This window comes from Shewanella sp. MMG014 (assembly GCF_018100775.1).
Taxonomy (GTDB): domain Bacteria; phylum Pseudomonadota; class Gammaproteobacteria; order Enterobacterales; family Shewanellaceae; genus Shewanella; species Shewanella japonica.
This window is the reverse complement of sequence record NZ_JAGJDZ010000010.1, coordinates 174,517-189,886: the sequence shown is the minus strand read 5'-3', so window position 1 is coordinate 189,886 and position 15,370 is coordinate 174,517. Positions and strand designations below refer to the sequence as shown.

At 40.8% G+C, this 15,370-nt stretch carries 16 protein-coding genes; 9 read left to right on the top strand and 7 right to left on the bottom strand.

Features of this window, described 5'->3' with window-relative positions:
* Positions 1 to 20 precede the first annotated feature (20 nt).
* The 5 genes from J8L86_RS16270 to J8L86_RS16250 all read left to right on the top strand — a co-directional run bounded on the left by J8L86_RS16270 (position 21) and on the right by J8L86_RS16250 (position 6,478).
* Complete coding sequence (locus J8L86_RS16270; RefSeq protein ID WP_065110438.1) at positions 21 to 2,069, top strand: type IV pilus secretin PilQ family protein; 2,049 nt, start codon at positions 21 to 23, stop codon at positions 2,067 to 2,069.
* 322 nt (positions 2,070 to 2,391) lie between these two features.
* Positions 2,392 to 2,907: a shikimate kinase AroK gene (aroK, locus tag J8L86_RS16265; RefSeq protein ID WP_055026228.1), complete on the top strand. Its 516-nt coding sequence runs from the start codon at positions 2,392 to 2,394 to the stop codon at positions 2,905 to 2,907.
* Between the two features lie 8 nt (positions 2,908 to 2,915).
* A complete protein-coding gene (gene aroB, locus J8L86_RS16260; RefSeq protein ID WP_211031032.1) occupies positions 2,916 to 3,992 on the top strand; it encodes a 3-dehydroquinate synthase in 1,077 nt (358 codons plus the stop codon).
* Positions 3,993 to 4,019: 27 nt separating this feature from the next.
* A complete protein-coding gene (locus J8L86_RS16255; RefSeq protein WP_211031031.1) occupies positions 4,020 to 5,540 on the top strand; it encodes an AAA family ATPase in 1,521 nt (506 codons plus the stop codon).
* A 98-nt stretch (positions 5,541 to 5,638) separates the two neighbouring features.
* Complete coding sequence (locus J8L86_RS16250; RefSeq protein WP_065110435.1) at positions 5,639 to 6,478, top strand: Dam family site-specific DNA-(adenine-N6)-methyltransferase; 840 nt, start codon at positions 5,639 to 5,641, stop codon at positions 6,476 to 6,478.
* 89 nt (positions 6,479 to 6,567) lie between these two features.
* On the opposite strand, the gene J8L86_RS16245 is transcribed toward J8L86_RS16250, so the two are convergent.
* Entirely contained in the window at positions 6,568 to 6,750 is a 183-nt protein-coding gene (locus J8L86_RS16245) for a DUF2970 domain-containing protein (protein WP_055026224.1), read from the bottom strand.
* Positions 6,750 to 7,118 carry a hypothetical protein gene (locus tag J8L86_RS16240; protein ID WP_055026223.1) on the bottom strand — a complete coding sequence of 123 codons (369 nt, stop codon included), beginning with the start codon at positions 7,116 to 7,118 and terminating at the stop codon, positions 6,750 to 6,752. Before J8L86_RS16240 ends, J8L86_RS16245 begins: the two co-directional genes overlap by 1 nt.
* Positions 7,119 to 7,436: 318 nt before the next feature.
* On the opposite strand from J8L86_RS16240, the gene rpe reads away from it, so the two are divergent.
* Genes rpe through trpS form a run of 3 tightly spaced genes read left to right on the top strand, consistent with a single transcriptional unit; the run spans position 7,437 to position 9,836 of the window.
* Positions 7,437 to 8,111: a ribulose-phosphate 3-epimerase gene (gene rpe, locus J8L86_RS16235; protein WP_211031030.1), complete on the top strand. Its 675-nt coding sequence runs from the start codon at positions 7,437 to 7,439 to the stop codon at positions 8,109 to 8,111.
* Between the two features lies 1 nt (position 8,112).
* Complete coding sequence (locus tag J8L86_RS16230) at positions 8,113 to 8,829, top strand: phosphoglycolate phosphatase (protein WP_055026221.1); 717 nt, start codon at positions 8,113 to 8,115, stop codon at positions 8,827 to 8,829.
* Between the two features lie 5 nt (positions 8,830 to 8,834).
* A complete protein-coding gene (trpS, locus tag J8L86_RS16225; RefSeq protein WP_065110433.1) occupies positions 8,835 to 9,836 on the top strand; it encodes a tryptophan--tRNA ligase in 1,002 nt (333 codons plus the stop codon).
* A 50-nt stretch (positions 9,837 to 9,886) separates the two neighbouring features.
* Here the strand turns inward: trpS and J8L86_RS16220 are convergent, their stop codons facing one another.
* Complete coding sequence (locus tag J8L86_RS16220; RefSeq protein WP_065110432.1) at positions 9,887 to 10,795, bottom strand: LysR substrate-binding domain-containing protein; 909 nt, start codon at positions 10,793 to 10,795, stop codon at positions 9,887 to 9,889.
* Between the two features lie 120 nt (positions 10,796 to 10,915).
* Between J8L86_RS16220 and J8L86_RS16215 the strand changes: the two genes are divergently transcribed.
* Positions 10,916 to 11,794 (top strand): DMT family transporter, encoded by an 879-nt coding sequence (locus tag J8L86_RS16215; RefSeq protein WP_065110431.1) that lies wholly within the window; start codon positions 10,916 to 10,918, stop codon positions 11,792 to 11,794.
* Between the two features lie 100 nt (positions 11,795 to 11,894).
* Here J8L86_RS16215 and J8L86_RS16210 read toward each other — a convergent pair whose 3' ends face one another.
* From J8L86_RS16210 to J8L86_RS16195, 4 genes are all read right to left on the bottom strand, one after another.
* Positions 11,895 to 12,464, bottom strand: coding sequence for a BON domain-containing protein (locus J8L86_RS16210; RefSeq protein WP_055026217.1), 570 nt, complete (start codon positions 12,462 to 12,464; stop codon positions 11,895 to 11,897).
* A complete protein-coding gene (locus J8L86_RS16205; RefSeq protein WP_055026216.1) occupies positions 12,461 to 13,054 on the bottom strand; it encodes a phosphoheptose isomerase in 594 nt (197 codons plus the stop codon). The genes J8L86_RS16210 and J8L86_RS16205 overlap by 4 nt, the downstream gene beginning before the upstream one ends.
* Before the next feature lie 78 nt (positions 13,055 to 13,132).
* Positions 13,133 to 13,459: a YraN family protein gene (locus tag J8L86_RS16200; RefSeq protein WP_156669216.1), complete on the bottom strand. Its 327-nt coding sequence runs from the start codon at positions 13,457 to 13,459 to the stop codon at positions 13,133 to 13,135.
* A 25-nt stretch (positions 13,460 to 13,484) separates the two neighbouring features.
* A complete protein-coding gene (locus tag J8L86_RS16195; protein ID WP_065110429.1) occupies positions 13,485 to 15,308 on the bottom strand; it encodes a penicillin-binding protein activator in 1,824 nt (607 codons plus the stop codon).
* Between the last annotated feature and the right edge of the window lie 62 nt (positions 15,309 to 15,370).

Here is a 15,370-nt window from a genome sequence, read left to right as displayed (position 1 = left end):
GTGCGAAGGATGAGGGAATAATGAAATCTTCTGCCGCGATGCAAACATCGACAAAAAAAGTCTCACTAATTAAAACGGTATTGGGTGTTGTTTTAATGTTGGGCGCACTTCCAAGTGCTTTCGCCGCCAATAAGTTAATGGATGTTAAATACCATTCTGTTGTCGATCATCAATTAGAACTCGAACTGGTATTCGAATCCTCGCTAGATAAGCCTGAAGTTGATTTGTCAGGTTCTCCTGCTCAAATAATTTTAAGTTTTGAAGACAGTATTTCAAACCTTGAAAAAGAGAACATTACGATTGATCGTGTAGGTGTTGAAGGGCTTAAAACCACACAGGTTGATGGCGCTTTAAATATTGTTGTCGATCTTGCAGAGGTTAAGCCTTATCAAGGTAAAGTTGTGGGTAATACCTATCGCTTAACTGTGAATGACACAATGTCTGGGCCTGATAATGCCAGTAACCCGTTTGTTAATGGTATTGATACTATTGACTTTAGACGCAATAAAACTGGTGGTGGTGATTTACTGATTCATTTGAATAACCGCTCTGTTGCGGCAAATGTGGCTCAGGTTGGCTCAAAATTAGAAGTTAAGCTTTATAACACAGCAATTAATAATGAGCTGTTATATGTTATGGATGTGCAGGACTTTAATACACCTGTGACAAGTTTTGAAACTTTTAAGGATGATTTAACTTCACGCATTATGGTCGATGTTGATGGCAACTACGATTATAACTATAAGCAAGAAGGTAACGTTTTTAAGGTTAGTATTAATAAAGTTGAGCGTGTTGCCGTTGCTGCTGAAGAAAAGAAATACAATGGACGCTCACTTTCATTGAACTTCCAGAATATTTCAGTCAGAACTGTGCTGCAAATTATTGCCGATTACAATGATTTCAACCTTGTAACGAGTGATACTGTTGAAGGCAATATCACGTTACGTTTAGATGATGTACCTTGGGATCAAGCACTTGATCTTATTTTGCAAACTAAAGGGCTTGATAAGCGTATTGAAGGTAATATCTTAATGGTGGCGCCTAGTGAAGAGTTGGCTACACGTGAAAGGCAAGATTTAGAGAATCAAAAAGAAGTGAAGGAGTTAGCTCCGCTATATTCTGAGTACATTCAAATTAATTATGCTAAAGCTGCAGATATTGCTGAGTTAATGAAAAGTGCAGATTCTAGTTTGTTATCAACTCGGGGTAGTGTTGCTGTTGATGAACGGACGAATACACTGCTTGTAAAAGATACTGCAGAGTCGTTAGAAACAATTCATCGCTTAGTTGAAATACTCGATATTCCAATTAAACAAGTGTTGATTGAAGCGCGAATGGTGACAGTCAAGGACAACGTATCTGAAGATTTAGGTATTCGCTGGGGCATAACAGATCAACAAGGCGATAAAGGAACCTCTGGTTCGCTTGAAGGCGCAAATGATATCGTTGCTGGTGTTGTACCTGCATTAAGTGATCGCTTAAATGTTAATTTGCCTTCTTCGGCAACTAACGCTGCGAGTATTGCATTTAGTGTCGCTAAAATGGCCGATGGTACCGTACTTGATTTAGAGTTAAGTGCACTTGAGCAAGAGAATAAAGGTGAGATTATTGCCAGCCCGCGCATTACCACCTCTAATCAAAAGTCTGCTTATATTGAGCAAGGTGTAGAAATTCCTTATGTTGAGTCTGCATCAAGTGGTGCAACAACTGTTTCATTTAAGAAAGCGGTTCTTTCTTTAAAGGTTACACCGCAAATTACGCCGGATGATCGTGTGATTCTTGATTTAGAAATAACCCAAGATACCCGTGGTGAAACAGTTCAAACTGGTACAGGTGAAGCAGTGTCTATTGATACTCAGCGTATCGGCACTCAAGTACTTGTGGATAATGGTGAAACCATTGTGTTAGGTGGTATATATCAGCAAAACTTAATTAGCCGTGTGAGTAAGGTGCCGGTTCTAGGTGATATTCCGTTAGTTGGCTTCTTGTTCAGAAACACATCTGATAGTAATGAGCGTCAAGAGTTACTGATTTTCGTTACACCTAAGATTGTGACTGAGCAGTTGTAAAAAATTGCGAATCAAAAATACCAGCGTTCTCGCTGGTATTTTTTTGCCTGTTCTTTAGGTTAACTTCGATTAAGTTATTAATTTCATGCTATAAAAATAAAGCTTCTGCACTAGACTTCAGGAAACGTTATTCTGATTAATAAGGAGAAGTAGAATTTATTTTTAAGAAACTCAGCTTAATTCGTCAACATGACTTGCAACAACTGGTGCATAACTGAGATAATCCTCCGTCAAGTCTCATTAGAGCAAGGTTAAATTATAGGTCGGCTTGAGTTTAAGTCGATAAGGCATACTTTTCATATAAGATTCAGACGTATATAAAATGGCTGAAAAACGCAATATTTTTCTGGTAGGCCCAATGGGCGCAGGCAAAAGCACAATTGGTCGCCATTTGGCCCAAATGCTGCATTTAGATTTCCACGATTCAGATCATGAGATTGAGCAACGCACAGGTGCAGATATTGCCTGGGTGTTTGACGTTGAAGGCGAAGAAGGTTTCCGTCGTCGCGAAGCTCAGGTCATCGCTGACCTTTCGGAAAAGCAAGGTATCGTCCTTGCTACTGGCGGCGGATCTGTACAAAGTAAAGACATACGTAATCATTTGTCAGCTCGCGGTATCGTTGTATACCTTGAGACGACAATCGATAAGCAAGTCGCTCGTACTCAACGCGATAAGCGTCGACCTCTTTTGCAGGTTGATGACCCGCGCGAAGTGCTAGAGAATCTTGCTGATGTTCGTAATCCTTTATACGAAGAGATTGCTGACGTGATTGTTAAGACAGATGAGCAAAGCGCTAAAATAGTCGCAAATCAAATTATTGAGCAACTCGGTTTTTAGGTAGGTTTATGCAACAAGTTCAGGTTGAATTAGGTATAAGAAGTTATCCCATTTTTATTGGCCAGAATTTATTGCAGCAAAATGCTTACCTTTCCGATTACCTTTCCGGTAAAAAAGCACTCATAGTCACCAATGACACTATCGCCCCCTTGTACCTGACAACGGCACAACAAGCGATGGCGAGTTGTGCTGACGTGGGTGTTGTTGTGCTTCCTGATGGTGAGAAATATAAAGATCTCACACATCTGGATTTGATATTTTCAGCTTTGCTTGAAAATAACTATGCCCGCGATTGTGTCATAGTTGCATTAGGTGGCGGTGTCATTGGTGACATGGCTGGCTTTGCTGCATCTTGCTACCAGCGAGGTGTTGAGTTTATACAAATTCCAACCACACTGCTTTCGCAAGTTGACTCTTCAGTTGGTGGCAAAACAGCAGTCAATCATCCGTTAGGGAAAAACATGATTGGGGCATTTTATCAGCCTCAAGCCGTGATCATCGATACCGATTGCTTATCAACTTTACCGGCTAAAGAGTTTGCAGCTGGTATGGCTGAAGTGATTAAGTATGGCATTATCTGGGACGCTGAGTTTTTTAGTTGGTTAGAGCAAAATGTCGAGTCACTTAAAGGGCTTGATAATGATGCATTAACTTATGCTATAGCTCGATGCTGCCAAATTAAGGCTGATGTGGTTGCACAAGATGAAACAGAGCGTGGCGTACGAGCTTTGCTTAATTTAGGCCACACCTTCGGACATGCCATTGAAGCTGTAATGGGTTATGGCGTATGGCTTCATGGTGAAGCGGTATCTGCTGGTACAGTCATGGCGGCACTCACGTCATTAAAACTCAATTTAATCTCACAACAAGATTTCGATAGGGTCGTTGCTTTACTGCAAGCGTTTGATTTGCCAGTTGCATCACCAGATTCAATGACATTTGATCAATTTATTGCGCATATGCAGCGAGATAAAAAAGTCCTTGCTGGTCAAATTAGGTTAGTGTTACCCACGTCAATTGGCTCCGCTGACGTTTTTTCAGATGTTGAAACTTCATTATTGGCAGAAGTGATTAGCCAAGTCTAAGTAACGTGTGAGTCTAATGGTGGGCTTGTGGACATTCAACAAACGCTATTGTTACCTTCTCAAGAATCTCTAGTACAGCGATTACAGCACATTGCTAGCTACAGCGAGCAATTGGTACTCTTGTCCGGTGCTAAAGGAGCTGGCAAAACAACCTTAGTTACAGCCCTTGCAAGTGAACTGGATAGTTATAATTCTGCACTCGTAATCTGCCCAATGCATGCAGATAGCGCAGAAATTCGACGTAAAATCCTTGTTCAACTCATTTCATCTCCTATCTTTGATGATGCGCTTCCATTGGCTGATACGTTACTTCGAATACAATCTAGCTTAACTAAGCCTTTACACATCATTATTGATGATGCGCAATACATGCCAAAAGAGCTTTGGGCTGAATGCTTGATTTTGACTCAGTTGCAATGTGCGGGTAAGCCCATTTCGATGACGTTTACCATCGAAACTGATTCACTTGCCGAACTGACTCACGAGCTCACAGACTCAATGCAAGCTTTGCTGCTACATGTTGAGTTAGAGCCTTTATCCTTGGCTGAGCGAGAAGGCTTATATCGCACACTTTTGGTGAGAAGTAATAAAACCCCGTTTATTCCGCGTGAAATTATTCAAGCTCAAATTGAAAAACAATCTGGCACGCCTACCGAAGTGATCAATTTATTGAATAAAGCACTAGAGGACCAACCTGAAGACGTCAAAAAGTGGCCTAAATTTTTGCCTTGGGTCATGGGGTCTGTTGTGTTGTTACTAACTCTTGTTTTAGCAAGCTGGTTTATGTTTAAAGAAACTGCTGAAGTGCCAGCAGATAACGTAAAGTTTAATAACATTTATTTGCCACCAGAAACGCCTGCGCAGTGGGCTATTTATAATTACGCTGAATTATTACTGCAACCAGTCATTAACGACACGGCTGGCTTGAATCAGGCTGAGACTGGTCTAAGGCTAGAAGTGCTCAAGCCTACTCTTACCGAATTCAATTTTGTGGATATTATGCTGCGAAACAGTGCAGGTAATAACAGTAAGATGACTGATAAGCACAATGTAAAAAGCAACATCTCACAGACAGAAGATGAGCAAAACGTTGAAATAAGTGAAGATGAATTAGCCGCTGACCCAATGACTCATCAATCACCTGAAGCAGGATCTCAAGACATAAATCAAGATGTGCAGCTATCTGAAGTGTCAGAAGGAAAGCTGATTGTCGAGAGCGACAAGTTAGTCGCTGAAGGTTTATCTAACAATGATAATACGGCGAGTTTATCACTGTTAGATAAACCTGGTTATACATTGCAAATTGCCAGTGTCCGAGAGGCTAAGTCACTCACTCAAATATTATCTAAACTAGAACGGATTCAAACAGACTCAGCTTATGCCCAACAAGCTCGTTATAAACAGCGCCATATTGTGTTATTTGGGCAATATGACACAGTAAGTCAGGCACAGCAGCAAGCTGATGAATTACAACAGTCACTAGGTTTATCCGCGCCCTGGGTGCGCAAATGGAGTGATTTGACTGGATATGAACTCAAAATAGATTAACCGCTTAAAAAGCCATTAGATTCGATAATTCAAACGATGATTATTACCAATAAAAAGAGTACAATCATCTGCTTTAATTTTGCTAGCAAACGGTATTCATGACTAAAAAGCATAGAGCCTTTCTTAAGTGGGCGGGTGGAAAATTTAAACTCGTTGACGAGCTTGCAAAACACTTACCTCAAGGTAATAGATTAGTCGAACCTTTCGTCGGTGCTGGATCAGTATTTCTTAATACTGATTATGATGAGTATTTACTCTGCGACATAAACCAAGACTTGATTAATTTATACAATATTGTCAAAGATGATCCTGATACTTATATCGCAGCAGCTAAAGCGATGTTTGTGCCAGAGATGAATGTAAAAGAGCAATATTACCGTATTCGCACTGAATTCAATCAAACTAACGATCCCTTCAAGCGTTCAGTATATTTTTTGTATATGAATCGCCATGGTTTTAATGGCTTATGTCGTTACAACCGCAAAGGCGGCTTTAATGTGCCTTTTGGTTCATATAAAAAACCATACTTTCCTGAAGATGAACTTAGGCATTTTTCAATGAAGGCGCAAAAAGCGAGTTTTCATTGTGTAAGTTATGAAAAAGCTTTTGAGATGTCGACTGTTGGGGACGTGATTTATTGTGACCCTCCCTATGCGCCATTATCAACAACGGCAAGCTTTACTACATATGCAGGGCCAGGTTTCAGCTTAGATGATCAAGCCTTACTTGCAAGAGAGTCGCGTCATACCGCACTTGAAAGAGACATTCCTGTTTTAATCAGTAACCATGATATTCCGCTAACACGCGAATTATACCGCGGTGCCAAACTGGCCTCTATTGCGGTGCAGCGTAATATAAGCCAAAAGGGCAATGGCAGAAAGAAAGTGGATGAAATTATGGCCTTGTACGATCACCACTACCAAGAAGTGATTGATTAAGTATTATATTAATTGTTCTGCTATTGATTCATGAATAGCATGGGAATGGTATTGCTATAGAAAGGACATGAAGGGTAATTGGAACAGGGTTACGCTAATACTTGGTTCACGATAAAAATCAAAGATAGAATCATAATGATCGCCAGAGCAATTCCCATAAAAATAAAAGGTAATGGTGAATTACTTTGTTGAAAGTCTCGCTGGCGATTATCTTCTGTCTGCACTCCAAAGAAGGCTGCGACAGTACTCGAAAATACCCGCCAAAAAGACATTAAATGCTATTCGGATTATTAGTGGGCATGTCGCTAATCGGTTTACTCTTGTCGCTGTTGTGTAGTAACTCGAGTAAATCTAAAAAATGAAACTGACTTGAGCGACTCTTACCGGTAACCCAATCTCCCCAACTCACATTGTCAGACTCGACAGCACAACGATTATTAGGGTGGCTGCTAGGTAGGCTGGAATTGTAGGTAACGTTTTCTGTACAAGCACAGTTGTCTGCTAGCAATGGATTGCTGTTATCTGACATGACAAAATAGGCAACTAACATTAATGCGCTGGTTGAAAATAAGCTTACTACAGGTTTTAGCGTCACCTTACCTGTTTGGTGGGTGCTCATTTTTGACTGACTGCACATCATAAGGGCTATCCTTGTCTTATACTTTCAGAATTAACACAATAAAAAATGTTTAGTGACGTTCTAATAGAGACTTAGCAACTGACTTGGTAGTCGCTTCATAACTATAACATCGCGAAAAACACAGTGACGTAGGTCGCATTATAGCAAATTTGTATAGTTAATGAACATCACTCTCGTGTGATCTGGATCAATTTAATACTTACAGATTATGAAAATTTACGTTTATTGACAATAACAACCTTTTATTACGCTTTGCGACTAGAGCGAATAAGCTTCAGGGGGTAAAATACGGTCACTTTTAATTGCTTCGAGAAGACTATGCGTCCATTTTTGATTGCCCCATCTATTTTATCTGCCGATTTCGCCCGTTTAGGTGATGATGTTAAAGCCGTTTTAGATGCCGGTGCTGACGTTGTTCATTTTGATGTAATGGATAACCACTATGTACCAAATTTAACAATCGGTCCTATGGTATGTCAGGCGCTTCGTGATTATGGCATTACCGCTGATATTGATGTGCACTTAATGGTTAAGCCTGTAGATCGTATCATTCCAGATTTTGCTAAAGCAGGTGCTTCAATTATTACTTTTCATCCTGAAGCGACGGAACATCTTGATCGTAGTTTGCAATTAATTAAAGAATCAGGCTGTAAGGCTGGCTTAGTATTTAACCCTGGGACGCCATTACATTATCTTGACCATGTAATGGATAAATTAGATGTGATTCTGCTTATGTCAGTCAACCCTGGCTTTGGCGGTCAATCATTTATCCCGTCTACGTTAGATAAACTTAAACAAGTTCGCGAAAAAATTGATGCCAGTGGATTTGATATTCGTCTTGAAGTGGACGGTGGCGTAAAAGTGGATAATATTGCCGAAATTGCAGCGGCAGGTGCAGATATGTTTGTCGCAGGTTCTGCTATTTTTAATCAGCCTAATTATAAAACCGTGGTTGATGAAATGCGTACCGAGCTTGCAAAAGTAGACGCGTAGTATGGCTGATTTTTCTAGCATAAAAGCCATTGCGTTTGACTTAGACGGCACGCTAATTGATAGTGTGCCCGATTTAGCCGCCGCGACCCAAGCGACACTTGCTGAGTTAGCATTGCCAAGTTGCACCGAGCAGCAAGTGAGAAACTGGGTTGGCAATGGTGCTCAAGTATTAATGCAGCGTGCGTTACTCAATGCTGAGCAACAAAAAGGGTGTGACATAGGTGTACAACTTGAAAATGTCATGCCTATTTTTATGAAGCATTACGAATTACACCTACAAAAACACAGTAAGTTATATGCTGGAGTATTAACCGTGCTCAGCAAACTTAATGCTGCAGGCTACCCACTGGCGATTGTGACAAATAAACCTTATCGGTTTACTATCCCGTTGTTAGAAGCATTTGGTATAGCCGACTTATTTGGTCTGGTGTTAGGTGGCGACTCGCTGGATAAAATGAAACCCGATCCTTTGCCTTTAACGCATATTTTGCACAAATGGCAGCTCGAACCACAACAGCTGTTGATGGTAGGGGATTCAAAAAATGACATATTAGCAGCGAAAGCCGCAGGCGTAACCTCAATAGGCTTGACCTATGGGTACAACTACGGTGAAGATATTGGTCTGAGCGGACCCACTGCGGTATGCGAACAATTCAATGAAATTTTAGCCTTATTAACTAATTCGGCAGAATTTACAGCTAAATCAATGGAGCAATAAAACAAATGACTGCAAAACCTATCGTGTTTAGTGGCGCTCAACCATCAGGCGAGCTAAGTATTGGTAATTACATGGGCGCGCTACGTCAATGGGTTGGTATGCAAGACAGCCACGATTGTATTTATTGTGTTGTTGATTTACATGCGATTACCGTTCGCCAAGATCCTGAAAAGTTACGAGCGGCATGCTTAGACACACTAGCCATTTATCTCGCTTGTGGTATCGACCCTGAAAAAAGTACCGTCTTTTTACAATCTCAAGTACCACAACATACGCAGTTGAGCTGGGCATTAAACTGTTACACCCAAATGGGTGAGCTTAATCGCATGACACAGTTTAAAGATAAATCGCAAAAGCATGCTAATAACATTAATGTTGGTTTGTTTGACTACCCAGTATTAATGGCGGCAGATATCTTGCTCTATCAAGCAAATGAAGTGCCAGTAGGCCAAGATCAAAAGCAACATTTAGAGCTAACACGTGATATTGCAACGCGTTTCAATAATGCTTATGGCGACACATTTGTTGTGCCTGAGCCATTTATTCCTGAAACCGGCGCTCGTGTCATGTCGCTGCAAGAGCCAACGAAAAAAATGTCTAAGTCAGACGAAAACCGTAATAACGTGATTGGTTTACTTGATGATCCTAAAGCGATTATGAAGAAAGTGAAAAAAGCGATGACAGACAGTGAAGAGCCGCCTGTTGTTCGTTTTGACGTTGAAGAAAAGCCAGGTGTATCAAACTTATTGAGCTTGATGTCAGGTTGTAACGGTCAGTCAATCGAGTCAATTGAGAAAGACTTTGAAGACAAAATGTATGGTCACTTGAAAGTTGCAACAGGTGAAGCTGTTGTTGCTATGCTAGAACCTATTCAAGCACGTTTTCGTGAAATCAGAGCGGATGAAGACTACCTAAATGCAGTCTTTAAAGCGGGAGCTGAAAAAGCGCAGGCTCGAGCTGAAGAAACAATCAAAAAAGTTTACGAAAAAATCGGAATGATTGTTTAACGTGCAATCGATTAATAAAAAAGCCAGCTTAATGCTGGCTTTTTTATTGGTTAGTCACCAGCGTGAGATTGCCTTTTTAGCCATTGAATAAAGCTTGCTAAAGCTGGTTCGTGTTGTCTGCGTTGTTTACAGCTAAAGTTAAAATTAAAACCCGTTAAAATGTCTGGTAAATCCAATGCAACAAGCCTTCCTGCAGCAATATCTCCTTTAACCATAAAGTCAGAGGCAAGTGCGATTCCTTGATGAGCAATCGCAGCTTCAATGGCCATCAAAACGTGGCTAAAAATATGTTGTTGTTTTTTGTCGCTGTCGTCGACTTTATTGACGGTATGCCAGCGCTGCCAATCAATGCCTAATTCTCCTTCATCGACGGTGAGTAAGGTTGCTGAAGGTAAAGCGGCGATTAACTCTTGAGGTGATGCATTGGGTTTATTTAGCCATTGTTGCAGGTAATCAGGACTGGCTACAGCAATTAATCGCTCTTTATGCAAGGTAAGGTGCATATAGCCATTTTGATTTGATTGCCCAGTAATAAACATATCGGCGACATTATCACTGAGTTGTGGGTCGCTGGTGATCATATCCAAACGGATCTGAATATGCGGGTGCTGCTGACGGAACTCACTCAGTCTAGGAATAAGCCACTTAATGGCAAACGAGCTGTAAACGGCTAATCTTAACTGCTGGTTACCGTCACCTGTAATTTGTAAGCTGACCTCTTCAAGAGCATTAAAGGTACTTTCCAATTGTAGTGATAATTGGGCTCCTTTGTCTGTTAGTTGTAATTGCCTTGTACTGCGTAAGAATAATTGCTCACCATAATAAGATTCTAACTGTTTAATTTGATGAGATACCGCACTTTGACTGATGCAAAGCTCTTCTGCTGCACGGGAAAAGTGTTGTAATCGAGCTGCTGATTCAAACACTTGCAATGAACGTAATGGTGGTAGTTTTCTCATTTACATAGCTAGAAAATTGAATCTTATTTATTACTTTAATTCATTATTGTTTAGTATTCATCATTTTTAATCATGTAAAGGTCTAGTTATTATGCCGTTTTTAGAAGCGGTGAGGTGACGATGAAGTCTCCAGTCATTTTTGCACTAATCATACTGGTGCTTGGCAATATCTTTAGCGCGTTATATGACGTATCCATCAAGTGGTTACCAGATAATGCAGATATCATTACCTTTTTATTATTACGACAATGCGGCAGCGTATTGATGTTATTGCCAATATGGTTCATGGCGAGAAAGCCTGTTACAGGCCACTTTACATTACAGTTAGTGCGTTCTCACTTAGGGGTTATAACGTCAATTACCTTAGTGGTTGGCTTAGTTTCATTGCCATTAGCTACCGTCAGTTCATTATTTTTTTCAGCGCCGATTATGATTACTGTACTAGGTTATGTTTGGCTTAAAGAGCAGATCAGTTTGACCCAATGGTGGATTACTTTACTGGGATTTATTGGCGTGCTGATTTTGTTACGGCCATCAAATATCGAATGGGCAGGCCTGCTAGTTCTCGTTGCTGCAGTAACGTTTTCAATGAATCAAATTGCATTAAGAAAGCTACCAAAGCAAGAATCACCATTAGTGACATTACTGCTTTATAATTTATTGAGTATTCCATCATTGTGTGTGGTGGGAGCCTGTATCGGCTTTGGGGATGTGACGATGGCATTAATTGGCTTATCGCTGATTAGTAACAGCTTTTTATTGGCGTATCACTTTTGCTGTATTGTTGCTTACCGTAGTGCGAAAGCGAGTGATATTGCCGTAGCTGAATACTCAGGGTTACTATTTTGCGTGCTATTTGGCTGGTTATGGTTTGATGAATGGCTCGATGGGATGAGTTGGCTGGGGGCCAGTTTAATTGTACTACCGACAGTACTATTACCTTTAATACTTGCCTGTATTCGTAGGCTGCAACGTAAGTCGGTATCTGTATTAAATTAACCAATATTAATCGAATGGGTTTACCCTATAGATAAAAAAACACCGCAACGTATTTGCGGTGATTTTATTGTGCTCTGTCGTTGTAAGAGTCAATTCATATTTAAGGGTCGATATATTCGAAAACCTTAATCACTTTCCTTACACCAGAAGTATTGCGGGTGATTTCCACTGCAAGATCAGCTTGATCTCGGGGAATGATGCCCAATAGAAATACCTCACCATTTTCTGTGACCACTTTTACTCTCGTCATGTCTAATGTTTTTTCATTTAACATGCGAGTTTTTACCTTGGTGGTGATCCAAGTGTCATTGCTGCGAGTTGTGAATGAGGTTGGGTTACCAATCCGAATTTGATTATGTAACTTACCGCCAATTTCAAGCTCTTGAACGACTTTAACCGCTTTATCACGCAACATAGAGTTAGGTGACTGGCCAATCATCAGTACATTACTGTTCAATACTACGCCAGTAATATTGGTTTGTTTATGAATATCTTGATGCTTAGCTAATGCACTTGTTATTTCAAAGTCGGCATTGGTATCACTGATTTGCGTAGACATACTACGCTCATCATTGGCCATCTTGGCTCCACCGACAGCACCAACCATAACAACACCAGCACAACCTTGAAGCAGGAATAATGTTGCTATGATAAGAACTGCTTTTATCATGCTTGCTCGTCCTGCGGGAACAGAGTGCGGTCGATATTGTCACATAGGCAGTGAATGACTAATAAATGCACTTCTTGAATACGAGCAGTAACGTTAGATGGTACACGTACTTCTACATCACCAGCACTCATTAAGCCGGCCATTGCACCACCATCTTTACCTGTTAGTGCAACAATCGTCATATCACGGCTAAGTGCAGCTTCCATGGCTTTAATGACGTTACCTGAGTTACCACTGGTTGAAATGGCTAATAAAATATCACCAGGTTGGCCTAATGCCATAATCTGCTTTGAGTAAATTTCATCATAGCTATAATCATTAGCGATAGCTGTGATGGTAGAAGTGTCACAACTTAGTGCAATTGCCGGTAAAGGAGGACGTTCAATTTCGTAGCGGTTTAATAATTCCGCAGAAAAATGCTGTGCATCGCCAGCACTACCACCGTTACCACATGCTAAAATTTTATTACCGCTTAATAAGCATTGAACCATCATTTCAGCCGCTTTCTCAATCGACTCTGGTAAGGCTTCAGCTGCATCAATTTTAGTTTGAATTGATTCGGTGAAACTGTCTTTAATACGCTCTAACATGATAAATCCTTACTCGGTAATGTGATGCTGCTTACATATAATCTCGATTCTGGCAGCATTATAGCTAAATTTAATAAGTTAAAAACACCCTTGGAGCCATTGGATATCGGCTCCATTGATGGCAATCACATCAAAGCGGCATGGCGCATTGATTTTATGTGTTTGTAAATATTGTTCAGCAGCTTTTCTAATGCGTGATATTTGAGCTGTAGATACAGCATGTAAAGCACCTCCAAACTGAGTGGATGAACGGTATTTCACTTCAATAAACACCCAATATTGGTTATCACGCATAATTAAATCAATTTCGCCAAAACGATAGCGCTGATTCTGAGTCACAAACTGTAGACCTTGTTGCTCAAGGTAAGTTCGCGCTTGTGTTTCTGCATGCTGACCAGGATTGATGAATGTCATTGTTTTTTCATCGATATCATAGCGGACGTAGCTTTCCTCGCTGGTATTTGCCCCAGCTTAATTTACGTTCTATGACGCCGTCTTTGTCGACAGATAATGCGCCACTTCGACCATTAAACTGATAACCAGGAAAAGCGCGCATTTGGGCTAAACGATTAACCAAATCCAATGAGTCATAGCCCATGATATATAAACGCTTTTGACCATTATTCCACTGGCTCCATAATGTGTTAACCATAGTGGTTTCAGCATTTGAGCTCATTAACCAAGGAATATCGCTGATCATTAAATTATTGAGTTCTTGTGCTGATTGAGTCGAGTTACCACTGAGCCGACTTCGGCTGGTGGTATACAAGGCAACAGGATCAGCAAAGACGCTGAAGTTAACATCTAAGAAGGGCTTAAGTAGCACTAAGTCTTTGGCTGCCGAAATCATATAAATGGCATCAATATCACGACGCGAACGAAAATCCGCTTCTAAGGTATTACCAATGAGCTCTTTCATTCTTGCTATACGAGCTTGGCTATCTTTAACGCCTAAAGCTTCTTGCACGGTGACTTTCATTTGATCGCCGCCATCATAGTAATGGATTTCGGCGTTCTCTTGGGTTAGCGCTAACCACTTTTCATTGAAGCTTGCAGCCATTCGCTTACCCGTTGAATCGTTGCTTACCAGTAATAAAGGTAAGCTAACTCCGTCATCAAATAGGCGTTGTGCGGCATCACTGGCTTCTTGGGCTGGCGACAACGCAAAATAAAATTGGTCGTTATTCGGTGTAAAGGTTTCTGTTTGATTCAAATACAGTTGTGGAATCGTCATCAAACCTTGCTCGTTTAATGCCTGCATTTCTTCAACTGCATTGGGTAAAAGTGGCCCAATCACAAATTCTGCACCGGCGGCAACGGCCTCTTGATAAGCTTGTTCAACCCCTAAGTTAGTATCAAAAAAGTGTAGCGCGATTTGATCGTCATAAGCGGCCATGTAACTTGCAAGTATGCCTTGCCTGATTGGTTCGGCAACTGCGGCGCGGCGCCCGGTTAATGGCAGTAACACTGCAATATTTTGCGGTTTATAAGGTTGAGCATTCAACGCTTTTTCTAAATCTGAAGGTAATTTTGCCGCCCCAGGGTGATTTGGGTTAGATTGCTGCCATTGGCCTAAATAACGCACTAACTGGGATGGATCGACCGCATAATGTTTAGCGATATAGGCAAGTTGTAACCAACCCGAGAAGGTTGGATTTTTACCATCTCGCATAAAGCTTTTAATGGTTTCTTCATGCAAAGGCTGCAACGTACGCCAAATGGTGTCATTGACTTCAAAGGCTTGCTCTTTAGGAAGATAAAGGCTCAGAGAGCTAAGCTGGCGTAATTCATCAATCGGTTGTTTAGTTTGATTAAATAAGCGTGCTTTATATTGATGATAAGTAACACGTTGCCAGTTCGGTAATTGCCACTGTTCAGGATAGTTCAATATTGCTAGTGCATCAGCATCTGAGCGAGTCAGCTCAGCCACTCTTGCAGACAAGTAAAGCCACTCAGCCTGAAGTGTTGGTTCAGGTTGTAAATTGGGCTTCATTGAAGTCAAAAGCTTATCAGCAGCACTTACATTAGAGTCATTAATGTAAGCGTGAGCTGCTAAAAGCAAATACCTATCTCGATCTTGAGGCTGCTGACTATTACTTGCCTCAGATAAATAGGTATTAGCCGTTTGCGTTACTGTTGCTAACGAACTATCAATAGCTTGTTTATTTTCAGTAGTTTGAGTCGCACAGCCAAATAATACACTTGATAAAATAGCTGCGAAAACGAATTTTGTTGTAATCAGTCTTTTTAACACAGGGCTTCACTCTGGTAAGATGCTGTCTCTAGTTTAACCTGCTCTTTCACTTGGCGAAAGTC